Below are 25,810 nucleotides of genomic sequence, written 5' to 3' on the forward strand. Positions count from 1 at the left end.
GTAAGTGCGGAGATCGACTTTTCCGATTTCCTTGGTGCTTCGCACGTGATCGACGCATGCGGCCAGATCGGCAAAGTAGGCGTCGAGCGCGGGGGCGACGACGGGATTGAGGGCGATATGGACGGCTTTCGGCGTGATCGACTTGCCGACGAACCAGCCTTTTTCGGCCATGCGATCTGCGACCGCATAGATATCGACGTCCGGATCGACCGAATCGTACATCAGAATGCAGAGGTCGCTGGGCCGGAGCACCTGAAGACCATTGATCTGCTCGACGCCTGCGATAAACCGCTCCCGGGTTTCCATGATCACGCGGGCGATCTCGCGGTAACCGGCATGACCAAGTGTGTTCATCACCGCCCATGCTGATGCGATGGGACCGGCCGCCCGGCTCCCCTGGAAGGTATCGGTTACGTAAGTGCCGCGCGGCCAGTTGCTGAACTCAAAGCGCTGGTATTTTTGATAGTCGCGATCCGCAAACAGGACCAGGGACGCGCCCTTTGCCGCAAATCCATATTTGTGGATGTCGGCGGACAAGCTACAGACGCCGGGGACTGAGAGGTCAAAGGGAGGAATAGGATAGCCGAGTTCCCGCGCAAAGGGCGCCAGAAAGCCTCCTACGCAAGCATCGACGTGCAACCACAAGCCGCGCTTCTTAGCGAGCGCCCCGATCTCTTCGATGGGATCGAACACACCATGCGGATATCCAGGCGCTGAAGCGTAGACCATGCAGGTGCGCTCGTCGATCGCGGCCTCGAGTAAGCCAACGTCCGCACGGAAGTCGGATCGCAAAGGTGTGCGCACGACATCCATCCCGAGATAGTCGGCGGCCTTGTCAGCGGTTGCGTGACCGGAAACGGGCATCACGATCTTGGGGCGATCAATGCCTTTCTCCTTTCGTGCCCAGTCTCTGGCGGTTTTGATTGCGAGAAAGATGCTTTCGGTGCCGCCGCTGGTGAAGGTCCCTCCGGCGCGGGAGCCTCCGCCCAGAAGCCCAATGCCCATTTCGATGACTTCGGTCTCGAGAGTGGCGACGCTCGGAAACGCCTTGCGACCGAGCGCATTCTCAGTGAAGAACTCCATGTAAGCCTCTTGTGAGACCCGCATGAGTTCCTCAGTATAATGATAGACATAAACCGGCAGACGCCCATCTTTCCAGGCGTAGTCGCCCTGCTTCAGTTGACGCAAGCGACCTTTGAGCTCACTCCAGTCCGTTCCAGTTTGAGGCAGTGTAGCCATTGCTTTGGTACCTAATGTTTAATGGTCAGCGAGTGCGGTAAGCATTCAAGTGCCGGCGCGGAGCTGCCGAGTTTTGGCTTCGTCGATGCTGCATCCGTCGGGCGTGATGGCCACAGCATACTCTCGTTCGGCCGCCACAACGCTCACGATGCCATCGCGCACGTCACGCAACACGCGCGATGGATCGCGTGCTTTAGGGTCGCCATATCCGCTACCACTCGATGTGAGGGCATGAAAGGTCGCGGGTGCGTATCGTTCCACGCCATTTTTGGTCGCCTGAATTACTCTGCCATCCGGCAGTGAGACGGTTTGTTCTCCGATGGCACCTGGCTTGCCGCCGGCAGCACCGAAAGGCGTGCCGATTGGAATCGTGAAGGAATAATCGGCCGGCGTGAGCACCTCGACCTCGTAGTCGCATCCCGACCCACCACGAAAGCGGCCGGGACCGGCGTTGTCGCAACGAAACTCCTGGCGTCGGAAACGTACGGGGTACAGCTGTTCGTAGGTCTCGAGGTTGGGCAATGTGAGCCCGCCCAGGGTGATGAGACCGCCGATGATGTTGAAGCCATCGCGACCTTCAACGGCACCGCAGCCCCCCGCTGCGGGAAAGTTATGCATGACGTAGTGATCCCCGCTTGGGCGAAGACCTGACAAGATGGTCTGCACTCCGGGCCCCCAACTGGCCGAAGCGCGCTCGGGCAGAGCCTGTGCCAGCGCTTTCCAGAGCGCGTAGATAATCTCCCTTGCCACCGATATTGTGTTCATCGTCATTGGCGCGGGCGATCGCGCATTGACGAGAGTGCCTTCCGGCAGACGGATCTCGACACTGCGGAACGCGCCCTCATTCTTGGGCAGGTCGGGCTCGAAGAACGAGGCTAGCGCCATGAACACAGCCGACGTGCTGTTGGCGACCGAGCTGTTCTTGAAGCCGCGCATCTGGGGCGACGTGCCCTCGAAGTCGATGATCAGGCCAGACTCGCCGACTGTCAGCGTGAGGGCAATCCTGCTGTTAATTGGCTCAAAGCAATCATGCTCAACGGGCTCCTCCGCTTTCCAGGTCCCCTTCGTGAGCCGGGAGAAAGCGTCCCGAAAGCGTCGATTGGCGTGATCCAGCACGGCTTCGAAGAACTCGCCGGCCCGATCGGCGCCCAGCTCTTCGCCAAGCAAGGTGAGGCGCTCCGCGCCGATGCGGGTCGAGCCGATCATGGCGCGCACATCGCCATCGAGCGCTTCCGGCATTCGCGTGTTGAGCAGCAGCAGGCGCCACAGGTCCTCGCGCGGGCGACCCGCTTCGATCAACTTCAGGACCGGCAGCCGGATGCCTTCGTGAAAGATCTCCGTGGCGGCCGAATTGTAGGTGCCGGCAGCGCCGCCCCCGATGTCCACCTGATGCGCACGATTGCAGGCAAATGCGATAAGCTTGCCCCCCACGAACACCGGCCAGGCGATGACCCAGTCGGGCAAGTGATTGCCTCCGGCGGTGTAGGGGTCGCTCAAAAGAAAGACGTCGTCGGGCGTGATCGCGTCCTTGAAGTCGCGCAGGATTGCACGAACCGCAAAGCCGCCTCCGCCGGTATGGATCGGGATGCCGTCCGCCTGGCTCATTACAATGCCGCGGGCGTCGGCAATGAAGCAGGAGAAATCGTGGCTCTGGGTCAAATGCGGAGATCGGGCGGTGCGGGTCATCACCCCTCCCATCTGAAGCGCGATATGATCCAGCCGGTTCTGCACCAGCGCGAGCGTAATGGGATCCAGCGCGAGGTTCATAGAGCAGCTCCGATATGGACCAGGAAGTCGTCGGCGGGGTTGACCTCAACCACGTCCCTGGGGCCGACGAAGGCGGTGGTCGTCCGCTCTTCGATCAGCAGCGGTCCTTGCAGCTTGCAACCCGGGCGAAGATCGTCTCCATCGTAGACTGGGACATCCTGCCACCCATGCGTGGAATCAATCCACACGGAACGTTTTTGCCGCGGCACCGGTGGCTTTTGCTGTGGCTCTCGAGCAGGACGGGGCGACCAGTCCAGGCTGCCGCGGCCGACCACGCGCAAGGCCGTGATCTCAAGGCGACCGCCGGGCTGAATGTGCCCGAACAGACGCTGATGCTCGGCTTCGAAAGACTGTCGTGCCGCCGTCTCGTCAAAACGGTTCTCGCTTAAGCTGATCCGGACAGACCATTGCTGCCCCACATAGCGCAGATCGATCACGCGCTGGATCGCGCTCTTGTCGACAAAGCCCTGCCGGGACAGAGCGTCACGCGCCCTGGCCTCCAGCTGCACAAATCCAGCCTCCAGCGCCGATCGATCGACCCTGTCGAGGTCGGCGACAAAGACCTTCAGGTAATCCTGCCGCACGTCAGATTCCAATGTGCCCATGGCGCAGAAGGCACCGGCCGCACGCGGCAGCAATGCGCGCTTGCAACCCAGCGCGCGCGCGACGGCTGCGCCATGCATTGGCCCTGCTCCACCTGCGGCGACCAATGTGAAGTCGCCCGGGTTGTGCCCCCGCTCGATGCTGAGTCGCTCGACGGCGTGCAGCAGGTTTTGCTCCAAGAGACGGATCACACCAGCAGCCGCATCTTCGACAGAGAGGCCCAATGGACGTGCAAGCTTGTTCTCGATCGCACGCCGCGCCAGCTCGAAGTCGAGCTTCACCGCGCCACCCGCGAGCTTGCCTCCGCGCAACCGGCCGAGCACCAGCTGCGCATCTGTCACCGTAGGCTCTTCGCCGCCCAGTCCGTAGGCCGCAGGCCCAGGCTGTGCGCCAGCCCCGCGGGGGCCGACAGTCAACAGCCCCGCCGAGTCGACGGAGGCGATGGTCCCGCCGCCGGCGCCGACCGTATGGATCTCGACCGATGGAACCGTCAGATGATAACCATCGATCACCAGTTCGTCGCTGACCGGCACCTGGCCTTTGGCCATCACCATGACGTCGCAACTGGTGCCGCCGATCTCCATTGAGATGAAGTTGGGCGTATCGTCGGACGGAGCGCATCCCTTCAAGGCGCCTACTGCCGCTGCCGGGCCCGACAAAACGAGCATCACAGGACGGCTGGCGACTTCGGCGACCGAGACAGCACCGCCATTGCTCTGCAACATGAGCAGCGAACGAGGTAGACCAAGCTCGCGAAGTCTCGCGTCGAGGGCTTTGAGGTAGCGCGTGACCTTGGGAGCGACATAGGCGTTCATGACGGCCGTCGAGCCGCGCTCATACTCGCCCATGGTCGGCATGATCTCACTCGACAGCGAGATCCAGTCGCCATCCCAGCTCTTTGCCAGTGCCTCCCCAGCTTCGCGCTCGTGCCTGCTATCGAGAAAGCTGTTGAACAGACACACCGCGACCGATTCAACCCCTTCCTTCTTGAAGAGTGCGGCAGCACTGGCGACGTCCTCGATCGCCAGGGGCGCAAGCTCAGTGCCATCGGCAGCGATACGCCCGCCGACGGGCTGACGCAGATAACGGGGGACCAGAACCGGCGGAAATGGGGCGCGGTGGTCCCATTGGTTCTCGCGAATGCCGCGGCGGATCTCCAGGGAATCGCGGAAGCCGCTGGTGGTCAACATCCCCACCCGCGCACCCTTCTTCTCCAATATCGTATTGGTCGCGACCGTGGAGCCGTGCACAAACAAGGCGCAATCCCGCAGCAGCGAAGCGAGCGGCAGATCGAGCTCACTTGCCGCCAGCCGCACGACGTTGAGCACACCCTCGCTGGGATCGGCGGTAATCGACGGCGTCTTGAAGATCCGCACATGACCCGCGCTATCGCGCAGCACCATGTCCGTAAACGTGCCCCCAACATCAACGCCGATGCGCCAGGGTGCAACAATGGAGGAGGGAGAACCCGTCATCGCCAATCTTCTATGGTTTGAGGAGAAATTGACCGGGCACCGAGCACCCAAAAAGCTTGAATCTTCGTCCACAGCCACCTGGGATTGCGCTGACGGGTGCCTGTTTGTTCAGTTCGCTCTTGGGGCACAGGCGCATAGAGAGGCGCCTGACAACGGCGCTAAACAGCCGTTGACGAAAGTTGCTTACGTCGAGCATGGCCAGAGGCGCTCTCCAATCGCTGACACAAGCATATGAACCATTTGGTTCTGAGATTTGTCAATAGGGTCATTTGCTCCACTCGCACCTCTTGCTAGCGGCCTCGCGGTCAGACCAAAGCCGGCTATGTCGCAGAATGAGGGATCTTCCACTTCGCTTCGAGTCCTCAAGCTCAGACACAGGCGAATGCGCTTTTTGTGAGCGGTCGGAAGCCGCTTGTTGGTGAGATTCAGATCAAAGAGCAGTGTCGCGCTATTCGGTGACTTGAGGTGAGTGAGGCCCCGGCGGTATAGGGGCATATAGTCGTGAATGGCGCCGCCCGCTGCTACTTGCAGCGCATCCTTAGCGCGGCTCGATCCAATGCACACCGATCAGCAGCCGACGCGCGCTCGAAACCCGTTTCACGGCCGCACGCGCGTCGGAAAGTCTCCTCGCGATTTACCTGGGTCGGAGCAAGCAGCTGAAATTTCCAATTACATAGCAAGCCGTTCGTCCTACGCCGCCGATATTGCGCACGCGAGCCTCTTACTCTCAGAGTGAGAAATGGTCGCTCGCCGGAATTCAGTTCCACCCGAGACTAAGATTACAGTACCATGGCCGCGTATCACTGGCTAACGACGCTGCGCCCCTGGCGCCGTCGAGCTTCAAGCCCGCGACGGCAAACACGCAATACTCCAAGAAGCAGCCGCCGTGCAGATAATCTAGATGCCCAGAAAGTCAGCAACCTCGCCGATCTGCCCCTTGAGCATATGAATGCCCCGATGGATGCGGCAACCCTTAGCCTCAGCGGCATGAAGAAACGATGTCGTATCCGGCATCATGATGACTTCGGCAGCAACTTGTCCAGGCTTTAGCCGGTCGACATCAATCGGCGAGAGATCGGTTTCGCGCAATCCGAGAGACGTGCCGTTCACCACGAAATCTGCGGCGCTGATATCGTGGGGTGAACCCAAGATGCACTTGGCGGGATAAACCGTGTTGATTTGATCGACCAAGGCGAGAGCCTTATCTTCGGAGCGATTAGCAACTACGATTTGGGCAGCGCCAGCGTCGGCGAGAGCGGCGACGATGGCCTTCGCTGCCCCGCCCGCGCCTTGAATGTAAACGCTTGCGCCCGCAGGATCGAGCGACTGAGATTTAAGTCCCGCCACAAATCCCAAGCCATCAAAAGTCTCACCTTCCCAAGTCCCATCAGACGTTTTGCGTACCGCATTGACCGAGCCTGAGATCTTGGCCATCGGTCCCAAGTGATCGCACAGCGCCAACGTGAGCTCCTTGTGGGGAATTGTCAGGGTAAAACCCGGCAGGTTGCGCCATGTTTTAAGGCCTACCACAAATGTCGGTAGATCATCAGCTCGGACGTGGAATGGAACGAAGACTGCCCTGCTCCCGCGGTCGGCTATGATCTCATTCATTGCCTGCGGCGTTCTCACCTGGGCGATTGGATCAGCGATAATGCCATAAACCTTCGTGTTCCCGTCGATTACGAGCATGCGTCATACCTCCAACCACGCGTCATACCTCCAACCACTGGCGCCGGACATCCTCACGAGAGCGTAGCTCGTTGGCGCACATTAAACGATCTTGCCCAGTTCCATCCGCGACGGAAGCTTTCGCTCGACGAAAACAATACCGATGCTGCGGCGCTTCGTTTCAAGGATGAGCTGCGTCACTTCCGTCTGCCATTGCTTGTCCGGTTACGTCCAATGACAAAGCATCCAGCTCGATCATACCCCCTCGCGATGAAGGCGGCGAGATTCGCGTATTCGTTGGATGCTTCAAAGCGGTACTCATAGTCATCCAGACAGATTAGGCGCCATTAACACGCTGCCGGAGTTCACGCGGACTTCTGCTTAGCGCAGCGTTTCTTGATTACCGCAGAGACTGAGGGATTGGCCTGAAATGGTTCTGCCTGCATCAGAGATCAGAAACTGGATCATCTCCGCAATCTCCTGAGGCGGAATCATGCGCCGCAGCGAGACCAGCTTGAGCCATTGCCTTTCCATCTCGTCATACGGCAGGTTCTCTGCTTCTGCTTTCGCCGCAATAACGCGTTTTATACGTTCGCCATCAACGACCCCTGGCATAATCGCATTGATGCGCACACCCTCAGGACCCACCTCAATCGCCAACGACTTCATTAGTCCAACTAACGCCCACTTCGATGCAGAATAAGGCGTGCGGAGCGCGAAGCCGAGTCGCCCGGCCGTTGACGAGATAAAGATCACCGATCCGTCACGCTGCTTACGCAAGTAGGGAACTACGACCTTGCAAGCGACAAAGTGACTCTCGACGTTCACACGAAAGACATTGCTCCACTCGGACACATCCACGTCTTCGATATGCGCTGTTGGGCCGAAAATGCCAGCATTGTTTACAAGGGAATCGATTCCACCAAAGCGCTCAATCGCGGTTTCTAAAAAGCGCGTTTGCATACGCGCGTCGCCCACATCGACGACCTACGCGAAAATTCGAGGAAATTCCTTGCGGAGTCGATCGATACCTTCTTCGGAAATATCGCAAGTCGCGATTTCAGCTCCAGCAGAGATCAACTGCCTGATTACTGCTTGTCCAATGCCACCCGCTCCAGCCGTAATGATGACGCGTTTTCCCTTGACTGCAGTACGCATGTTTCAAGCTTCCTCTCAAGCCACTCACTCTTCCAAATACGTCGCCAAACTGTCGGGCAAGAAGTTGTCCATCGGGCTGACGATCGTACCCATGGACACATGACCCCGATCTCTTGAGACTTCGGCGAGCCTCTACGTCACCGGTGAAGAACCGATTGCAGGAAGCCTCGAGTTCGCTCGTGATTTGGATTGCTAAAGATCTGCTCTGCAGTGCCCTGCTCTAGAATTTTACCGGCCTCCAGTACGATGACTCTGTCCGAGATTTCCTTGGCAAAGCCCATTTCGTGCGTCACAATCATCAAGGTTACTTTCAGCTCGTGAGCGATATGCCTCACGACATCGAGCACTTCTCCGGCGAGCTCTGGATCAAGAGCCGACGTAATTTCGTCCAGAAGGAGAATTTCCGGCCTCAAGATCAGCGCTCGCGCGATTGCTATTCGTTGCTGTTGGCCGCCTGAAAGCTGAGCAGGGTAAGAATGCTCCTTGTGTCCTAGGCCGACTTTATTCAGGTATTCTTTGGCATCCTTTTCTGCTTGCGCCCTCGTGTGGCCCAAGACAGTGATCGGTGCTAGGACGAGATTCTCGCGGACAGTTAGATGCGGGAACAGGTTGAACTGCTGGAACACCATGCCGCAGCGGCGAAGGACACCCGCCTGATGTGCTCGTGACAGTGGTCTTCCGCTGCCGTCGAGCAGTGTGCTTTTCCCGAAGATTCGAATATCGCCGCTCGTCGGCCTCTCGAGGGCCATGGCCAGGCGCAGCACGGTGGTCTTTCCGGATCCGCTCGGCCCGATCAGCGTTACTTTTTCCCCCTGCCGCACCTGTAAATCGAGATCGATCAGAACCGGATGGCTGCCAAACGATTTGGAGACATTCTTGAACTCGACGGACCATCCGGGAGTGGCCGCGTCATTATCCCCGCTCGCCACGGGTGCTTCAAGTTGCGTAAGGGGGCTAAACATAGCGAGCGTTGTGTTTTGACAGAATGTAGAGAAGCGGCATGTTCAACAACGTGTAAATGAGTCCAGCCATCGTAAACGGCTCGAGGTATCTGGCATGTTGAAATGCGACGTCATGAGCTTGGGCCATGAGTACGGGTACACCGATTGTGAACATGAGTGCGGATTCGCGGAACATGCCAATGACGTAGCCAAAGAGCACCGGCGCCGAGCGCTTGACCATCAGGGGTACAAGGATACGCCGCCATCTCACGTAACTGCTCAAATGCAGGGCGTGGCAAGCGTCATGTAGCCCCTTCGGAATCGTGATGAGGCTGCCGCGGTAGACTTCCGAAGAATAGGCCGCGTACACGGTTCCGAAAACAAGCACGCCGACCGTCATTGCAGACAGCGTCAATCCGCCTTGAGGCAACAGAAAGAAGCCAATGTAGAGGAGCACAACGATCGGAACGCCGCGAAAAAGCTCCAGCCAAAATCGCACGAACAGCCGGAAGCTCGTACTGACATCCTCGATGATCGCAAAAACTAGGCCTACAATGAGTGCCACGATCGAACTTAGCGCGGTTACGACGACCGTATACCACACACCAATCATCAGATCGGGCAGGATCTTCAGCGTAAAGCTCCAATCCCAACTCATTGCGGGACTCCTGCCGTCGCAAATCTCTCAATAGGCGTTTCGCGACTTGCCCTTTGCAAAGCACGATTGAGCGGTAGCGTCTTCTCGATCGCGCGGAATATCAAACCGCAGGCCAGACAAAGAAGCCAATAGCACCCCGAAAGGAGCATCAGGACGATGAAGGTCTCGTACGTTTGACCGCGAACAAAGTTAGCCACGTAGAGAACATCTTGAACGCCGATAAAGCTAAGCAAGGAAGTCCATTTGATCATGGATCGCGCCGCCCCTCCGTAGGCAGGAACGATCTGGGACAAGGCCTGCGGTACGATAACCTTATGAAGAGTCTGGTAGGTACTGAGCCCTAACGCGTGGCACGCGTCAAATTGACCGGGGTTAACCGATTCGATACCCGCGCGCACAATATCCGCTCCATAGGCGGAGCCAACCAACGTTAACACCACGATGGCTACGGCAACGGGGCTTAGCGTGGGCATTCCAGGAACGAGCGGGAGGACAAAGAAGACCCAGAACAATAGCACTATTGCGGACGGCGCGCGAAGAGACTCCGTGACGAACCGCGCTGGCATGGCGACCATTGACGACTTCGCTGTTCTGGCAACGCCGAGAGCAGTAGAACCCACACTCGCAAAGACGACGATGCAAACCGAGAGCCAGACGGTAGTCCACAGACCACGCATCCATACTGGCCAATACTCCAAAACAGATTGCACCTATCAGAACTCCCTGCCGTCACGCCGGATTATAACCAGGCAATCGGATGCATCGCCGAAAGGCGCGAAAGATCCTGGGGAATGGCGTCGTGGGCTTCGCGAGAAAAGCCCCACGAAGCTCGATATCATTTACATGCAGGCGCGATATCGCCCGCGCTGCTGAAGGACGTCAAAAGCTTGTTCGTCACGTCCGCATAGGGCGCGCCAAACTTTTCCCACAGCTGCTTATACGTACCGTCCTTAATCAGGCGGAGCGCATGCTCGTTATAGGCGTCGCGGAACGCTTTATTCTCGATACGGAAAGCGGCCGCATTTGCGAAAATCGGCGACTTCTCGTCGACAACCAACTTCACGCCTTTTTTCTCAGGATCAGGGATTTGAGCCGCCGCCAAATACGCGTCGGTCCGACCACCGAGCACGGAAGCAATCCCCGCCTGATGCTCCGGAACCCCCACCATTTGATCCCACGCAACCCCTAGCGACTTGGCATAAAGGCCGTAGGCGGAGTTATAAGGCTGCACGACCGAAATCTTCAGACTTGGATTACGCGCCACATCATCAATACTTGTCAGCTGCTTCGGATTATTGGGCATGACAAACAAGGCGAGATGCGCCGCAGTCATAGGAGTCGAAAGCGCCATCTTTTGGCATCTATCGTCCACGATGTTGATCTGACCACCAACATAGTCGATCTGACGGGCGTCCAACGCCGGAAAAACCGCACTCCACTCGAGAAACACTGGGGTCATTTTGGGCAGCCCCATCGCCTTGAGGATCAGCCTGTTCATTTCAACGGCAACGCCCGTCGCTTCACCGTTCGGCGAGAGCATCATGTAGGGCGGTGACGGCGCAACCCCGACCCTCACCTCACCCGCCTCACGGATCTTGGCAAAAAGCGGGTCTTCTTGCGCGGCGATTGCCGTTGCACCTGATCCGACCCCGACCGTCAAGAACAGTGACAAAGCCAGCTGTTTGGCACGCATATTAGGACCCTCCTCTTGACACTGATGGCCTTCAAACGTCGGGGCGGATGCGAACTCCGCCGCAACCGGTACACCCGCTTCCTCCGCTCGCATTGAGCATATGTTTCTAATATATGTCAATAGGACCAAATGATCCTACTGGGCTATGGTGGACTGAGATTGGCGGTCGAATTCTGCAAAGCGACACAACGGAGCCGCCCGAGCGGCACGCGGATTCGCGGCGTCACGCAGTGAAAGTCGGCAGCGAACATCGCGCCGAACGAGACAGCGCAGACGGTTGAGCTCTCACGACCGCCTTAGTGAAAGCGTCGCCACTCCTCTGGCGCAAGACGTGATGCCTAAACAGTCAGAATATAGCGACTTCCCTGGTTCAGATTCGGCGCCGCTCACGATCATGATAGCGGTGAAAGCATCCGAGTTTAGCGACCAATCATTGCATCTAGGATGTGGATGCCCTTCGGCTTTATGCCGCCGGCAGCCGCGACCGTCATTACGGCGAAGGATCGCGTCATTCCTGCCATCCGGGATGTCGTTCGTGGCGCCTAAGGTGCTCGTAGCGACCCAAACAGAAGTTCGCAACGCAATTGCACTTGACGTCGCGGCGCTTTAATTGATTGGGCAATTAGGCAACCAGACGCGAAAGGACGATTCATGATCGTGCGCCCTCAGGCCAAGGACAAGCCGGCTGCGGCTTCTTTCCAGTGGGACGATCCGTTCCTGCTCGACGAGCAGCTCACCGAAGACGAACGCATGGTGCGTGACACCCCGCGCGCCTATGCGCAGGACAAGCTGCTGCCGCGCGTCACCAAGGCCTATCTGGAAGAAACGACCGATCGCGAGATCTTCAACGAGATGGGCGAGCTTGGCCTGATCGGCATCACGCTGCCGGAGGAATATGGCTGTGCCAATGCGAGCTACGTGGCTTACGGCATCGTAGCGCGCGAGATCGAGCGGGTCGATTCCGGCTATCGCTCGATGAACTCGGTGCAGTCCTCGCTGGTGATGTATCCGATCTACGCCTATGGCGATGAGAACCAGCGCGAGAGGTACCTGCCGAAGCTCGCCAGCGGCGAGTGGGTCGGCTGCTTCGGCCTGACCGAGCCCGACGCCGGCTCCGATCCGGCCGGCATGAAGACCCGCGCCGAGAAGGTCTCGGACGGCTATCGCCTGACTGGCAACAAGATGTGGATCTCGAACGCGCCGATTGCCGACGTGTTCGTGATCTGGGCCAAGTCAGCCGAGCACGACAACCAGATCCGCGGCTTCGTGCTGGAGAAGGGCATGAATGGCCTTTCCGCGCCGAAGATCGGTGGCAAGCTGTCGCTTCGCGCTTCCATCACCGGCGAGGTCGGCGTCGTGGTTCCCGAAGACGCGCTGCTGCCCAACGTCTCCGGGCTCAAGGGCCCGTTCGGCTGCCTCAACCGCGCCCGCTACGGCATCTCCTGGGGGGCGCTTGGCGCCGCCGAGGACTGCATGCACCGCGCCCGTCAGTACACACTCGACCGCAAGCAGTTCGGCAAGCCGCTCGCCGCGACCCAGCTGGTGCAGAAGAAGCTCGCCGACATGGAGACCGAGATCGCGCTCGGCCTGCAGGGCTCGCTTCGCGTCGGCCGCCTGATGGACGAGGGCAAGTTCGCGCCCGAGATGATCTCGATCATGAAGCGCAACAATTGCGGCAAGGCGCTCGACATCGCCCGCACCGCCCGCGACATGCACGGCGGCAACGGCATCTCGATCGAGTATCACGTGATGCGCCACGTCCATAACCTCGAGACGGTCAACACCTATGAGGGCACCCACGACGTCCACGCCCTGATCCTGGGCCGCGCGATCACGGGCATTCAGGCGTTTTTCTGATCGGTGTGGCGTGCGAGGCGAGTGGACTTTCCAACTGCGCCATGGCCGGACTTGTCCCGGCCATCCACGTTCTGAACGTGGATACACGCCGTTCAACCGCAATTTTCCTGTCAAGCCCGGTATCGTCGAAGACGTCCGTCCCGGCGTGCGCCCCGTTCTCTGCAACAATCCGAGCCCGTTCACCTTCACTGGACGGTCAGCTACATCGTCGGCAAGGGCAATGCCTCGATCATCGGTTAGCGCCCCGACGCCGAAGCTCATGCGGGCACGCTGCTCGACGGCGTCCACGGCGAGACCGTGACCCATATTCTCGCTACCAGTAGGCATCGCGATCATTCGCCGAACGCGCGGACCAAGCAGGCGACCGTCGCCAGCGTCCATGCGGAAACTCCGCATCGCTTCTCACGGCCGCTCTTCGAGAGGAGCACAATCCGGAATCGGCCGCCGACTGCGATTTTGCACCCGACGTGAAAGGTAGCCACGGTGATGTGGTCAAGGGTGAAGGCTTCCGGAAGAAAGCCGTGAGCAACGCCGGGCCACACCGCGAACCATCTCGCCTTCGCCTGGCCCGAGCGAAAGCTCATCTTCGTTGGCGATCTGGTTGGGGTGTTCGATCGACCCTCGATTGTCACGCCGGCTAACGGCTCGATGATCGACCATATGGTCTAGCTCCGCGGATCGCGGCGCGCGAGGCATCGATCCTGAGTCGCCCCGCCGAGGGCGACGCCGACAGCCAGACCATGCTGCGGGCTATCTATATCGGGATCGATCCGCGGCCCACGAGGATCGTCGCAGAGCGCCGCGGGATACCACTATGAACGAATGGTGCTCTGATACGGACGCACCATTGACATGCATGGCGGCGATCTAAGAGAGAACGTGTCAAAGTTCGTGCTCTTCCAACGACACACAGTCCAGAGTGGATGTCAGGGCGCGTCACTCGGCTGTGCTTCGATATAGATGCCGTGCTTGACCTGCTGGCGAGCTACATGCAGAAGCTGACCGCCTCCTAAAGCCCTCGCACAACAGACTCAAGTTGCGTTTAATGTTGAAGCCAAGCGAAATGAGCTATTGGACGGAGGAGCAATCTCATTCCATGTGATGGAGTGCTCAACATCGTCCTTAGTCTCGGCATCATCGATACGCTCCCCTATCGCAATTCCGAAAACCACAGCATCTCTTAAGATTCGACGGCGATGAAACGGTCCTCTCTTACTGACTTGAAAACCGCCTCGAGGGCGCCGATGCCCTTCACAATCTCGTCGAGGTGGATTGGGTATTCCGTCTGATCGACAACAGACTTCGCAAAAGCCTCGAGTTCTGCGCGTTCAATATCGACGGCGGCGAAACGTGTCGTTTCCGGATCTTGGCCGACCCGGGCAAGTGTGAGCTGTTGATAGCCCTGCATCTCAGCCCAGCCCTCCGTTCCGAAGACCTGAAGTCTCCAATTTCGTGCTGTCGCTGTTACCGTACTCAGGTAGCCTGTAAAGCCACCCGCGAACTCGATCTGAACATCGGTGGTGTCGTCCACATCTACCTGGAGGAATTGCTTTCGTGACCTCGCTCTTACGCCCGTTATCGGCCCTGCCAGGCCAATCATTGCATCTAAGACGTGGATACCCATCAGCGTCATGCCGCCCGCGGGAGTTTCGGAATGACGCGCGCGCCAATCCTCGGGCGCGAAATGAAGAGCTTGCGGCGCCGAAAAGTTGCCTTCTAAATGCAAGACACGACCGATCCGACCGCTATGCAGGATTTCTTTCAACTGCGAATACGCGGGTAAAAACCTGCGATTGAATCCCACCGCTAGTTGCCTTCCGGCAGCCCGAGCAGCGACTATGGCTTTCAAAGCTCCAGCAACATCCAGCGCTAGGGGCTTCTCGACGAAGATGTGCAGATCTGCCTCTGCCGCCGCGCAAATCTGATCGACATGCTCGCTATGCGGCGAAGCGATAACGACGGCATCGACAGACCTCGATCGCAGGAACTCTTCATAGCTTTCGAAGAGGTGAAGCTTCTCCTGGAGGGCGAAAGGACGATGCTTGTTTGGTGACCGGGTATAGCCTGCCACAAAATGCGCGAGTTGACTTTTGGGGTTTCCGTCCTCCTGGATCGCTCGCACGAGCTTCTGACCCCACTGCCCTAGTCCTACGATTCCTAATTTCATTATTGGTGTCTCCTCAAAGGACAGTGGCTCGCCCAGTGCGGCCATTCGGAAGCGATAATACGAGGATTGGCTTTTGCAGACCTGAGCGTCGCGGAAGTGCGGCGCATCACTTTGGCCCGCGGTTAGGCTTTAAAAGAGTATTCACTTCAAGCAGCCTTCAGCCAGTCGGCTAGTTTCTCTCCCATCATCATGCAAGTCGCGCTTAAATTCGCGCTGACGACGAACGGCATAGCAGAAGCGTCGGCCACGTAGAGATTTTGCACACCATGCACTGACAACCTACTGCCGACGACGGCTGATGAATCGACACCCATTTTACAAGTTCCGGCAGGATGAAAAATGCCTCTCGCCGTCTCTTTGACGAACGCCTTCAGCTCATCGTCGCTCTGAAGCAGGACACCTGGTTTCAGCTCTTCGAGAGCGCGGCTCCGAAGCGGCTCCGTATCAAAAATCTCCCTCAAGATCTTATGGCCCGCAACGAGAGTGTCGGCGTCACGCTCGTCGGCAAAGAGATTGGGGTGAATCTTGAGGGGGTCACGCACATCAGACGAGGCCAACTCGAGATGACCAGAAGAGTAAGGCCGATGAACGTTTACAATTGCCGTGACGGCAGGCCGATCCAGAAATCGAGGCCCATTCGAGCCCAACTCATAGGCCCCGGGCGTGAACAGAACTTGAAAGCGCGAACGCCAGTTTCGGGAATCTAACTTTCGCGCCAGGACCACCTGAGTCATCGAGCTCGCTGCTGGCCCATGTCCAAGAAGCAGCCAACGCAATCCCACCGCCAATTTCTCCATCGGTCCGACTATCATGTTGAGTGTTCTGGTATCCACTCGAACCACGTGACGCGTACCGGCGTGATCTTGGAAATTGCTGCCGACCCCTGGAGCGTCAACAAGAACATCAATACCAACACGTCTCAATTGCGCGGCGGGTCCGATGCCTGAGAGCATAAGAATGTGTGGCGAGCCGAACACCCCAGCACTCAGCACAACTCCTTTCCGAGCCTTTAAGGTAATGCGGCTATCACCTGCAATCACTTCAACGCCGGTCGCCCTACGATTCTCGAACAGAACGCGCCGAACTTGCGTATGCAACATTAGGCGAAAGTTTCGACGCTTGACCGCCCGCCGGACGTATGAGCGCGCCGCGCTATATCGCGAGCCTTTGAACTGCGACACCTGGGGAAAGCCAACGCCTTCGTACTCTCCGCTATTGAGGTCCTTTATGTGCTTGGCCCCATGGCCTACGCAAGCTTCCAAGAATATCTTTGACATCGGATGTGCGGACCTCAAGAACGACACCGGCTGCGGGCCAGCATCGCCGCGCGTCAAGCTTTTACCCCCCTCATATCTTTCCAACTTACGAAAATAGGGCAGAACGCTCCGGTAAGCCCAGTCCTCGTTGCCGAGTGAAGCCCAATCGTCGAAGTCTTCGACGCTGCCGCGAAGAAAGCACATTGCGTTAATCGCACTCGTTCCCCCAAGAACTTTCCCGCGAGGCATTTAGTCGCGCTGGCCCGCTCGCGTCAGGTCCGTCTCTGCGGTGAAACACCAGTCATACTTCGGATCCCCATACAGCGAACCTGCAAGGCCTGGCATGACGATCTTAAGCGATTTGTCTGAGCCACCGGCCTCCAAAAGGAGCACTGACAAGTTAGGATCTTCAGACAATCTCGAAGCTACGACGCTCCCGCCCGAACCCGAGCCAACCACGATGTAATCGAACTCTGGTTGCACGCCCGCTCCAAACCTTCAGCCTTGCGACCGGTGCAACGGCCGCGCCACCGGATCATATGATCCAAAGATTGTCAATATGGACCGCGCGCTTCTAGGGGGCTGACTATTTTCTAAGTTCTTCCGCCAGTTCCGGAACTGCCTGGTAGAGGTCGGCGACCAGGCCGTAATCGGCGACCTGGAAGATCGGCGCGTCCTCGTCCTTGTTGATCGCGACGATCACCTTGGAATCCTTCATGCCGGCCAGATGCTGGATCGCGCCGGAAATGCCCACCGCGACATAGAGCTCGGGGGCCACGACCTTGCCGGTCTGGCCGACCTGCCAGTCGTTCGGCGCATAGCCGGCGTCGACCGCCGCGCGCGAGGCACCGACACCGGCCCCTAGCTTGTCGGCGAGCGGCTCGATGTACTTGGCGAAGTTCTCGCGGCTCTGCATGGCACGACCACCGGAGACGATGATCTTGGCCGAGGTCAGCTCCGGACGGTCGCTCTTGGCGACCTCCTCGCCGACGAAGGTCGACAGGCCGGGATCGGCCGCCGCCGCGACGGCCTCGACCGGCGCGCTGCCGCCCTCGCCGGCTGCGGCGAAGGTGGAGGTGCGGACCGTGATGACCTTCTTGGCATCCTTCGACTTCACCGTCTGGATGGCGTTGCCGGCATAGATCGGACGCTCATAGGTGTCGGGCGCGACGACCTTGATGATCTCCGAGACCTGCATGACATCGAGCAGTGCGGCGACGCGCGGCATCACGTTCTTGAAGCGCGAGGTCGCGGGCGCGACGATCGCGTCATAGGACGGGGCCAGCGAGACGATCAGCGCGGCCAGCGGCTCGGCGAGATCGTGCGCGTAGGTCCCGCCGTCGGCGAGCAGCACCTTCTTGACGCCGGCGAGCTTGGCAGCGGCGTCCGCCGCGGCCTTTGCGTTCTCGCCGGCGACGAGCACCTCGACATCGGCGCCGAGCGCGGCGGCCGCGGTCAGGGCCTTGTTGGTTGCATCCTTGAGCGACGCATTGTCGTGTTCGGCAATCAGCAGCGTCGTCATCAGAGCACCCCGGCTTCGTTCTTGAGTTTCGACACCAGCTCGGCGACGTCCTTGACCTTGACGCCCGCCTTGCGGCCCGCCGGTTCAGTCGTCTTGAGAACCTCGAGGCGCGCGGCGACATCGACGCCGTAATCGGCGACGGTCTTCTCAGCGATCGGCTTCTTCTTCGCCTTCATGATGTTGGGCAGCGACGCATAGCGCGGCTCGTTGAGACGAAGGTCGGTGGTGACGATCGCCGGTCCCTTCAGCTTGACGGTCTGCAAACCCCCGTCGACTTCGCGCGTGACCTTGAAGTCAGAGCCTTCGACCTCGAGCTTGGAAGCGAACGTCGCCTGCGACCAGCCGAGCAGCGCGGCCAGCATCTGGCCGGTCTGGTTGCTGTCGTCATCAATCGCCTGCTTGCCGAGGATGATGAGGCCAGGCTGCTCTTCTTCCGCAACCTTCTTCAATATCTTGGCGACGGCGAGCGGCTCGACGGTGCCTTCGGCCTTCACCAGGATGCCGCGATCGGCGCCCATGGCAAGACCAGTGCGGATCGTCTCCGATGCTTGCGCCAGTCCAATGGAGACCACCACGACCTCGGTCGCCTTGCCGGCTTCCTTCAGGCGCAGCGCTTCTTCGACCGCGATTTCGTCGAACGGGTTCATCGACATCTTGACGTTGGCGAGTTCAACGCCCGATCCATCGCCCTTGAGGCGCACCTTGACGTTGTAATCGACCACCCGCTTTACCGGCACTAAGACCTTCATCGATCCTCTTTCACTCAACAATTTGGAGGAAGGCATCAACTCGCGACCAATCTTGTGCTCGGTTTGATCTCGCCTGCTCCTCGCTGGGGTAAGCACAACGACTGGCCGCCTCTTCAATTGACAGAAGAAGCTTTGCGTTCATCAAGGAAAAAGCCCCCTGGTCTGCTTGGCTGACTGCACGACGCTCACGCCGATCGCCATGGCCGCCATGCGATGCGAGATGCGATCGCGCCTGGCACGGGCTATCGTTTGCTGGAATGAGCGTTCGAGAATTCGGTAAAGACGATCGAATACCTCAGTTTCCTCCCAGAACAGCCGCTGTAGATCCTGTACCCATTCGAAATAGCTGACGATGACCCCTCCCGCATTACAAAGGATGTCGGGCAGCACGAAGATCTCGTCGCCTCGTTGTTGCAGGACAGCGTCGGCCTCCGGTGTGGTAGGACCATTAACGCCCTCGGCGAGGATACGGCATTGAAGTCGGGAAGCGTTCTCCCCGGTGATGACCTGCTCGATCGCCGCCGGCACCAGAACGTCGCACTTTCGGAGCAGTAGTTCGGCGGGCTCAATGAGTCCCTGTGCGGAGAAGCCGGCAAGCTGCCCGTTTTTCGCCATGTGGCGCTGCAAGCCGGCAACATTCAGGCCGGCAGGATCATGGTAGGCTGCGGTATGGTCACAGACGCCGACGATCTTGACGCCACGCTCGGCAAGGCAATAGGCCGTCACGGATCCTACATTGCCGAAGCCCTGGATGATGGCGGTCGCCCTGTCCGCACGGATCCCAAGGTGATCAAGTGCGCGCCCGACGAGATATGCCACCCCGCGTCCGGTCGCTTCGCGGCGACCGAGCGTGCCTCCCGCCGACACCGGCTTGCCGGTGACGATCTCGTTGATCGTCTGGCCCTGATACATGGAATAGGTATCCATGAACCAGGCCATGACTTGCTCGTTCGTGCCCATATCAGGGGCCATTACATCGGTATGCGGACCAACGAAGGGGATCATCTCCTGCATGTAGCGGCGCGAGAGCGCCTCGAGTTCGCGCGGAGACAGGGCGTAGGGGTCCACGGTAATGCCTCCCTTGGCGCCCCCGTACGGAAGCCCCGCTAGGGCACATTTCCAACTCATCCAGATCGCCAGAGCGGCCACCTCGCCGATGTCCACCGAGGTGGCGAAACGCGTTCCGCCTTGGTCGGTCCCAGCGTTAGATGATGCTGCACACGGTAGCCTTGGAAGACCTCGGTACGACCGTCGTCTCTGTGGATCGGACAGGACACCGCGACGACACGCTTGGGGTAAAGCAGCCGATCTCTATCCATCTCTAGAATCTGGAGATGATCAGCAACTTGAGCGAATTGCTGCCTGGCCATCGCGAATACGGGACCGCTATAGATTGATGTGCTCATTACTGCTTGTCCAACTTAGTCGACGTGCGAAGCCAAAGGCTCCTCGGGAAAGAAAAGCGGCCGCCCCAACCAGGGGCGGCCAGTGATGGTCCGTCGCGGGAGGAACTACGACGAACAACTTCAAAGAGATCGCGTTCGGGAAACTATTCAAAACGAGCTGGAGTTCGGCAGTGGCTTTACTGCCGCCGAGAACAACCATCGCTACCTCGTGCAGCCCGTCATTTCCTCTCTTTTTGACTAGCGCACCCGATGCCTTGTTTGGGTGGAAACGACCGACTTACGGTCTGTTGAAATCTCGACCCCATAGATCGCCAAAGCTGTTTCTGGCGAAACAAGTTCGTCACGAACGTCGCGCAGGACCGCACCAGGATCCCGCTTGTGAGGATCTCCCCACCCACCACCCGCGGACGATTCGATAACCAAACGAAACGGCTTGACTTGCTGAACACCGTATTGCGGGCAGTAGAACTCTTCTCCCGTCGTCGAATCGAAAGCTTTCAGCGAGCCTTTAGCACCCCAAAGCCCGCCATTGACGCCCGCGCCCGTCGGCTTGCGGGCGCCCTCACCACGCAGTGAGTGCTCTCCGCCGGCTAAGACATCGGCGACGTAATCGACGCCCGTTCCGCCCCGGTATTGGCCGGCGCCTGCGGAATCGGAGCGCATTTGATAGCGATGGATGCGGATCGGATAACTCTGCTCATAGGTTTCCACATTCGGAATGAACATTCCGCCTAGTGTCATCTGATGGCTGGTGGTCGGGAAACCATCGCGCCCGTTCACCGCTCCGCCACCTGCGCTGCCGTGCCAATGGTAGAGCACGAACACCTCGCCCGATGCCTTCGTTCCGGCCGAGCTGCTATGGACAGACTTGCCCCACCCCGCGCAGGCGCGATTTGGCTCTGCCTGTGCTAACGCACGCCAACAAGCGTTCATGATATCGATCGCTGGAAAAACGGTATTCATCGTCATTGGAGCCGGCGGCAAGGCGTTTACGATCGTGCCTTGAGGAGCAATGATTTTCACGCAACGATAGACACCTTCATTGCGTGGAATATCGGGATCGAGGAATGAAGAAAGAGCGCAGTATACGGACGAGTGCGTATTGGCGATGCCGCTGTTCTTGAACCCTCTGATTTGCGGCGACGTGCCGGTGAAATCGAACGCGATACTGTCTCCAGCGATGGTCACTTTCACCCGCGTCTCAACATCGACGCTTTCGAAGCAGTCCGTGTCACTGACGTCGAAACCTTCCCAGGTGCCGTCCGGAAGGGCCAAGATCGCTTGGCGCATCCTGCGCTCTCCATAATCCAGAAGAGACGTCAGATATGACCTTCCCGTCTCGATGCCGAGCTGGCCGATGATCTCTGCCATGCGATTGGCGCCGATACGCGTGGAACCCAGCATCGCTCCGAGATCACCCTCCATCAGATCCGGGCAGCGCGAATTCAACAGCAGCATTCTCCAGAGGTCGTCTCGACGCTTGCCAGCTTCTACAAGCTTGAGAACAGGCAGCCGAATTCCCTCGTGAAAAATCTCTGTAGCAGCGGAATTGTAGGTCCCAGCAGCGCCGCCTCCAATGTCGGATTGATGAGCGCGATTGCTGCAGAATCCCACCAGCTCGCCGCCGAAGAATACCGGACGGATGAGAGTCCAATCGGGCAAATGGTTGCCGCCTGCAACATACGGATCGCTGAGAATGAAGACGTCGCCGTCCTCAATCTGGTCCGCAAAATCCCTGAGGACGGCTCGAACAGCGAAACCGCCACCGCCAGAGTGGACCGGCAGCCCGTCCGCCTGCGCGACCGTCTCACCTGTTGCGCTGCTGATAAAGCAAGAAAAATCGTGACTCTGGCTAAAGATGGGACTGCGCGCCGTACGGATCATAATCGCGCCCATCTGCACACTGATGTGATCGAGCTGCTTCTGCAGAATTGCCAACAGAACAGGATCGTAAGTCGCCGCGGTGTTCATGCTTTCACCTATCATTCTCGCGCCAACTGGCGGACGAGCCCATCTGCACCCACATTCAGCTCGCCATTCGGTTCGCCGGCCGCAACCTCGCCAATCACAGCCCTTGCTCCTTCACGGCCTTATCCCCGAGCTCCCGCGTGAGCGATGGACATGTGATAATTACCCGCTTCAGTCAGAGTGACCTGATCGCCTGGGCCGACGAAGATCGTGGTGGTGGCCTCCTCGATCACCGCTGGGCCAACAAGTCGCTGACGCGGCGTCAGGATTGTACCGTCATAGACAGGGATAGTGGCAAATCCGGTCTCTCTATCGATCCAAACGCGCCGTCGGGACTGCGGCACCGGATCTGAAGCAGCTGGACGAGCGCCAGTGACTTCGAGCGGATCCAGGCTGCCAATCGCTGCAACACGAAGGTTCACGATCTCGATTGCCCCACCGGTCTGAACGTATCCAAATAAGCGCTCATAAGCGGCTTCAAAGCTTGCGCGAACGATTGCGGGGTTGGTCGAGGGACACTCAACAGCAACTGTCCATTGTTGGCCGAAGTAACGCAGATCGTACCCGCGCCGGAGAACCGCGCGAGCCCCCTCGAAGCCTTCTCGTGTCAGGATTTCGCCCGCCGCCGCTTCAATCTGTTGGAACCCGCCCTCAAGCGAGTCACGCGACGAAGCGGCTTTGCTGTCAAGGTCCCGCAGCCAACTTCGCAGATGGTCGTGTCGAAGATCCGAATTGCACATGCCGAAGGCGCAGAACACGCCCGCAAGACGCGGCACGTAGAGACTTGAACTGCCGAGCAGTCGAGCAGCCGCTGAGCCATGCAGAGGCCCAGCGCCACCGGCGGCCACAAGCGTAAAACTCCGCGGATTGTAGCCCTTCTCGAGCGAAGAACGTTCGACGGCGTGAAGGATGTTACGCTCAACCAGCTGGATGATGCCAGCGGCGGCGTCCTCAACGCTTAGCTTCAACGGCTGAGCGACATGGACTTCGATCGACTTCTTCGCCTTGTCAAGATTCAACGTGATGGCGCCCCCGGCATAAGGACCCGCCTTAAGTCGACCCAATACCAGCTGGGCATCGGTCACGGTGGGGCGTTCGCCGCCGCGGCCGTAACAGGCGGGACCCGGCATCGAACCAGCACCTTCGGGGCCAGCCTTCAGAAGGCCGGCACCATCGACCGAGGCGATGGTGCCGCCGCCAGCGCCGACGGTGTGAATGTCGACCGCGGGAATATTCAAATGGTAGCGGTCGAGCACGATCTGGTCGGTCATACTGACTTCGCCGTGCTGCATCAAAGTGACATCACAGCTTGTGCCGCCAACCTCAATTGATATCAAATGGTCCGACCCGGCATCATTTCCGAAGAACCTGAGCGACCCGATCCCTGCTGCGGGACCGGACAGGACCAGATTGACTGGCGCATGTCCGATCTCGTCAACCGAAATTGCACCGCCGTTCGATTGGATCATCAACAGCTTGCGTGGTAGTCCCAATGCAGCCAGTCGCTCGGCCAAGCTTTTCAGGTAAGGAACGACCCGCGGTGCCACATATGCGTTGACAACGGTCGTCGAGGTTCTTTCGTACTCCCCGATAACTGGGGCAATCTCCGAGGATGCAGTCACCCATACTTTGGGGAGCAGTTTCTGCAGCTCGGCTTTCGCGGCGCGCTCATGAGCGGGATTTATGTACGCATGCAGGAAGCAGATCGCGACCGCATCTACCCCTTCCTCCTCAAAGACACGCGCAGCGGCCGCAACGGATGCAGGATCAAAAGGAATCCGGATCGTGCCATCCGCCTCCATCCGCTCTGTGACTGGCTGCCGAAGATATCGAGGAACGAGGACTTGCGGAAACGGCCGACGGTGGTCCCAAACGTCTTCTCTGATAGACCGACGGATTTCCAAAGAGTCACGAAAACCGTCGGTTACCAACAATCCGACTTTCGCGCCTTTCTTTTCGAGAAGCGTGTTCGTGGCAACGGTCGAACCATGAACGAATAAGCCCGTGTTGGCGAGAAAGGCCTTAACGCTACTATCCAGAGATCGAGCAGCCAGCTCGACTGCCGCAAGGACACCTTCAGTAGGATTTGTGGGGACCGATGGTGACTTGAATGCCTCTACCCTGCCCCGAGCATCGACGAGAACAAGATCGGTGAAGGTACCACCAACATCAACTCCAACTCGGAAAGGCGCAACTAACATTGAGTGGGTCCCATAAAAGCAATCTCGGTTCTAGCCCTGACTGCCAAAGTGCTGCATCTGACTCTTGCGCTCGCCGATCAGGCCACAGCGCCGCTCTCGTGCTCCGCCAGTTCTTTGGCAACAACTGCGACCAATTTGTCCGCGATCAAGGAGATCTCAGTCTCGGTCATTGGGGTCGACAATGCGCCCGAGCAGTTCGGCGTGAGCAAGACGCCCTGATCGAGCATCGCAAATTGTATCTGGCGAATGAGCTGAGCCGCCTCCGGATTGGCATACGCCGTCCGGTAGCCGGTGACATGAGCGGCTCCCAAATGGAGCCTGAACAGCGACCCCATGCCGGTAATGGTGGCCTTGACACCGCGTACGGAGAAGCCGTCTTTGACCTTATTCCGGAGTTGATCACCCAATCCGTTCAGTCGCTCGATAGCTGATTGCGAGTAATGCGCAAGAGACGCGAGCCCCGCCGCCATACTCAAAGGATTACCACTGAATGTGCCGCCCATTGCGACTTTCGGCTTGCCTTCGGAGTGATTGAAGACCGACATCAGATCGGCAGATCCAGAAACGGCTCCGATAGGCAGACCTCCGCCAATAATCTTTGCGGTCGTGATCAGATCCGGCTCGAGGCCGAAGGAGCGGGATGCTCCATCGAATGAAAGACGAAAACTGATGACCTCGTCAGCGATCAGCAAGATTCCATCACGCTGGCAGGCCTCGCGTAGAACAGCCGTCGTCTCTCTCGACATCGGCACGGTACCCGCCCGAGAGGCGAGAGGATCGACAACGATTGCGGCGAGCGATCGCCCCTCGCGACGAAGGATGTCGGCGCAGCGCTGAGGGTCGTCGTAGGGCAACACGACCGTTTCGTTAAGAACAGACTCCGGCATCCCCAAGCCGAGCCGCACAGACGCGGGATCGCCGTTCTCATCACTCCAATTGACGGGTGTAGGGTCGAGGCTAACCTCCATCCAATCATAGGCGCCGTGATAACACCCTTCGAATTTTGCGACCCTCCCTCTTCCGGTGATGGCGCGCGCAGCCTTCAGGGCAGAGAGCACCGCCTCTGTTCCGGAATTACAGAAGCGTGTCTGCTCCATTCGTGAATTGCGAACAGCCAGAGCCTCGGCAAGCAAAATCTCGCTTTCCGTCGGCAAGCCGAAAGCGGTTCCCCGGATCATCGCATTGTGCACCGCATCGAGGATCGGAGGAAATGCATGACCGTGAATAAGCGAAAAGAAGTTGTTGGCGCAATCGAGAATTCGCCGCCCGTCAACATCAACGACCCAGCACCCTTCACCACGCGAAGCATAGGGCGGGTGGGGCTTGAACCATTGAGCGGCGCGCATTGATCCACCCGGCACGACCTTGGCCTCGCGAACGTACGCGGCCTCGGACCGCGATTTCGCCTGAGGCGCAAGTTCTCCTGCCCCAACTCCTCGACGTGGACCCGTCATTGGCACTCTCCGGAAAATCAGATGAGTC

The 25,810-nt window shown here is 58.8% G+C and carries 17 protein-coding genes and 3 pseudogenes; 2 read left to right on the forward strand and 18 right to left on the reverse strand.

All coding sequences use genetic code 11. From position 1 onward, the window contains the following. From ACVMB0_RS00005 to ACVMB0_RS00045, 9 genes and pseudogenes are all read right to left on the reverse strand, one after another. A partial coding sequence (locus ACVMB0_RS00005; protein WP_461344838.1) for a pyridoxal phosphate-dependent decarboxylase family protein occupies nt 1-1,239 on the reverse strand: 1,239 nt, incomplete at its 3' end. 45 nt (nt 1,240-1,284) lie between these two features. Then, the gene (locus ACVMB0_RS00010) at nt 1,285-3,006 is read right to left on the reverse strand and encodes a hydantoinase B/oxoprolinase family protein (protein WP_461344839.1); all 1,722 of its coding nucleotides are present in this window, start codon (nt 3,004-3,006) and stop codon (nt 1,285-1,287) included. After that, on the reverse strand, nt 3,003-5,084 hold the full coding sequence (locus ACVMB0_RS00015) for a hydantoinase/oxoprolinase family protein (protein WP_461344840.1): 2,082 nt from the start codon (nt 5,082-5,084) through the stop codon (nt 3,003-3,005). Before ACVMB0_RS00015 ends, ACVMB0_RS00010 begins: the two co-directional genes overlap by 4 nt. Nucleotides 5,085-5,981: 897 nt before the next feature. Next, nucleotides 5,982-6,773, reverse strand: a complete 792-nt coding sequence (locus ACVMB0_RS00020) for a shikimate dehydrogenase family protein (RefSeq protein ID WP_461344841.1) — start codon at nt 6,771-6,773, stop codon at nt 5,982-5,984. Nucleotides 6,774-7,133: 360 nt separating this feature from the next. Further along, nucleotides 7,134-7,910 (reverse strand): annotated as a pseudogene (locus ACVMB0_RS00025) (SDR family oxidoreductase). A 137-nt stretch (nt 7,911-8,047) separates the two neighbouring features. Next, a complete protein-coding gene (locus tag ACVMB0_RS00030; RefSeq protein WP_461344842.1) occupies nt 8,048-8,839 on the reverse strand; it encodes an amino acid ABC transporter ATP-binding protein in 792 nt (263 codons plus the stop codon). Nucleotides 8,840-8,864: 25 nt separating this feature from the next. Further along, nucleotides 8,865-9,509 carry an amino acid ABC transporter permease gene (locus ACVMB0_RS00035; RefSeq protein ID WP_461344843.1) on the reverse strand — a complete coding sequence of 215 codons (645 nt, stop codon included), beginning with the start codon at nt 9,507-9,509 and terminating at the stop codon, nt 8,865-8,867. Next, a complete protein-coding gene (locus ACVMB0_RS00040; RefSeq protein WP_461344844.1) occupies nt 9,506-10,219 on the reverse strand; it encodes an amino acid ABC transporter permease in 714 nt (237 codons plus the stop codon). Before ACVMB0_RS00040 ends, ACVMB0_RS00035 begins: the two co-directional genes overlap by 4 nt. 125 nt (nt 10,220-10,344) lie before the next feature. After that, nucleotides 10,345-11,202, reverse strand: a complete 858-nt coding sequence (locus tag ACVMB0_RS00045; RefSeq protein ID WP_461344845.1) for a transporter substrate-binding domain-containing protein — start codon at nt 11,200-11,202, stop codon at nt 10,345-10,347. Nucleotides 11,203-11,853: 651 nt separating this feature from the next. Between ACVMB0_RS00045 and ACVMB0_RS00050 the strand changes: the two genes are divergently transcribed. Both ACVMB0_RS00050 and ACVMB0_RS00055 read left to right on the forward strand, forming a co-directional pair. Beyond that, entirely contained in the window at nt 11,854-13,059 is a 1,206-nt protein-coding gene (locus ACVMB0_RS00050) for an acyl-CoA dehydrogenase (protein ID WP_461344846.1), read from the forward strand. A 34-nt stretch (nt 13,060-13,093) separates the two neighbouring features. Continuing rightward, nucleotides 13,094-13,841: pseudogene (locus ACVMB0_RS00055) on the forward strand (MBL fold metallo-hydrolase); the annotation flags it as partial. Between the two features lie 398 nt (nt 13,842-14,239). Here the strand turns inward: ACVMB0_RS00055 and ACVMB0_RS00060 are convergent. From ACVMB0_RS00060 to ACVMB0_RS00100, 9 genes and pseudogenes are all read right to left on the reverse strand, one after another. Then, entirely contained in the window at nt 14,240-15,226 is a 987-nt protein-coding gene (locus ACVMB0_RS00060) for a Gfo/Idh/MocA family protein (protein WP_461344847.1), read from the reverse strand. A 146-nt stretch (nt 15,227-15,372) separates the two neighbouring features. After that, nucleotides 15,373-16,731 carry a GMC family oxidoreductase gene (locus ACVMB0_RS00065; protein WP_461344848.1) on the reverse strand — a complete coding sequence of 453 codons (1,359 nt, stop codon included), beginning with the start codon at nt 16,729-16,731 and terminating at the stop codon, nt 15,373-15,375. After that, nucleotides 16,732-16,965 (reverse strand): NAD(P)-binding protein, encoded by a 234-nt coding sequence (locus ACVMB0_RS00070; protein ID WP_461344849.1) that lies wholly within the window; start codon nt 16,963-16,965, stop codon nt 16,732-16,734. Nucleotides 16,966-17,068: 103 nt separating this feature from the next. Then, a complete protein-coding gene (locus tag ACVMB0_RS00075; protein WP_461344850.1) occupies nt 17,069-18,004 on the reverse strand; it encodes an electron transfer flavoprotein subunit alpha/FixB family protein in 936 nt (311 codons plus the stop codon). Beyond that, on the reverse strand, nt 18,004-18,753 hold the full coding sequence (locus ACVMB0_RS00080; RefSeq protein WP_461344851.1) for an electron transfer flavoprotein subunit beta/FixA family protein: 750 nt from the start codon (nt 18,751-18,753) through the stop codon (nt 18,004-18,006). Before ACVMB0_RS00080 ends, ACVMB0_RS00075 begins: the two co-directional genes overlap by 1 nt. Before the next feature lie 141 nt (nt 18,754-18,894). Beyond that, a pseudogene (locus ACVMB0_RS00085) lies at nt 18,895-20,159 on the reverse strand (Glu/Leu/Phe/Val family dehydrogenase). A 237-nt stretch (nt 20,160-20,396) separates the two neighbouring features. Further along, complete coding sequence (locus tag ACVMB0_RS00090; RefSeq protein WP_461344852.1) at nt 20,397-22,130, reverse strand: hydantoinase B/oxoprolinase family protein; 1,734 nt, start codon at nt 22,128-22,130, stop codon at nt 20,397-20,399. Between the two features lie 119 nt (nt 22,131-22,249). Then, nucleotides 22,250-24,328: a hydantoinase/oxoprolinase family protein gene (locus ACVMB0_RS00095; protein ID WP_461344853.1), complete on the reverse strand. Its 2,079-nt coding sequence runs from the start codon at nt 24,326-24,328 to the stop codon at nt 22,250-22,252. Between the two features lie 77 nt (nt 24,329-24,405). Beyond that, nucleotides 24,406-25,674, reverse strand: coding sequence for an aspartate aminotransferase family protein (locus tag ACVMB0_RS00100; protein WP_461344854.1), 1,269 nt, complete (start codon nt 25,672-25,674; stop codon nt 24,406-24,408). Between the last annotated feature and the right edge of the window lie 136 nt (nt 25,675-25,810).

The sequence above is a fragment of the Bradyrhizobium sp. USDA 4451 genome (assembly GCF_054822585.1).

Excerpts from the sequence above, each read along its gene's own strand:
- ACVMB0_RS00010 (WP_461344839.1), bottom strand. The coding sequence starts at position 3,006 with ATGAACCTCGCGCTGGATCCCATTACGCTCGCGCTGGTGCAGAACCGG.
- ACVMB0_RS00015 (WP_461344840.1), bottom strand. The coding sequence starts at position 5,084 with ATGACGGGTTCTCCCTCCTCCATTGTTGCACCCTGGCGCATCGGCGTT.
- ACVMB0_RS00020 (WP_461344841.1), bottom strand. The coding sequence starts at position 6,773 with ATGCTCGTAATCGACGGGAACACGAAGGTTTATGGCATTATCGCTGAT.
- ACVMB0_RS00035 (WP_461344843.1), bottom strand. The coding sequence starts at position 9,509 with ATGAGTTGGGATTGGAGCTTTACGCTGAAGATCCTGCCCGATCTGATG.
- ACVMB0_RS00045 (WP_461344845.1), bottom strand. The coding sequence starts at position 11,202 with ATGCGTGCCAAACAGCTGGCTTTGTCACTGTTCTTGACGGTCGGGGTC.
- ACVMB0_RS00050 (WP_461344846.1), top strand. The coding sequence starts at position 11,854 with ATGATCGTGCGCCCTCAGGCCAAGGACAAGCCGGCTGCGGCTTCTTTC.
- ACVMB0_RS00060 (WP_461344847.1), bottom strand. The coding sequence starts at position 15,226 with ATGAAATTAGGAATCGTAGGACTAGGGCAGTGGGGTCAGAAGCTCGTG.
- ACVMB0_RS00065 (WP_461344848.1), bottom strand. The coding sequence starts at position 16,731 with ATGCCTCGCGGGAAAGTTCTTGGGGGAACGAGTGCGATTAACGCAATG.
- ACVMB0_RS00075 (WP_461344850.1), bottom strand. The coding sequence starts at position 18,004 with ATGACGACGCTGCTGATTGCCGAACACGACAATGCGTCGCTCAAGGAT.
- ACVMB0_RS00080 (WP_461344851.1), bottom strand. The coding sequence starts at position 18,753 with ATGAAGGTCTTAGTGCCGGTAAAGCGGGTGGTCGATTACAACGTCAAG.
- ACVMB0_RS00090 (WP_461344852.1), bottom strand. The coding sequence starts at position 22,130 with ATGAACACCGCGGCGACTTACGATCCTGTTCTGTTGGCAATTCTGCAG.
- ACVMB0_RS00095 (WP_461344853.1), bottom strand. The coding sequence starts at position 24,328 with ATGTTAGTTGCGCCTTTCCGAGTTGGAGTTGATGTTGGTGGTACCTTC.
- ACVMB0_RS00100 (WP_461344854.1), bottom strand. The coding sequence starts at position 25,674 with ATGCGCGCCGCTCAATGGTTCAAGCCCCACCCGCCCTATGCTTCGCGT.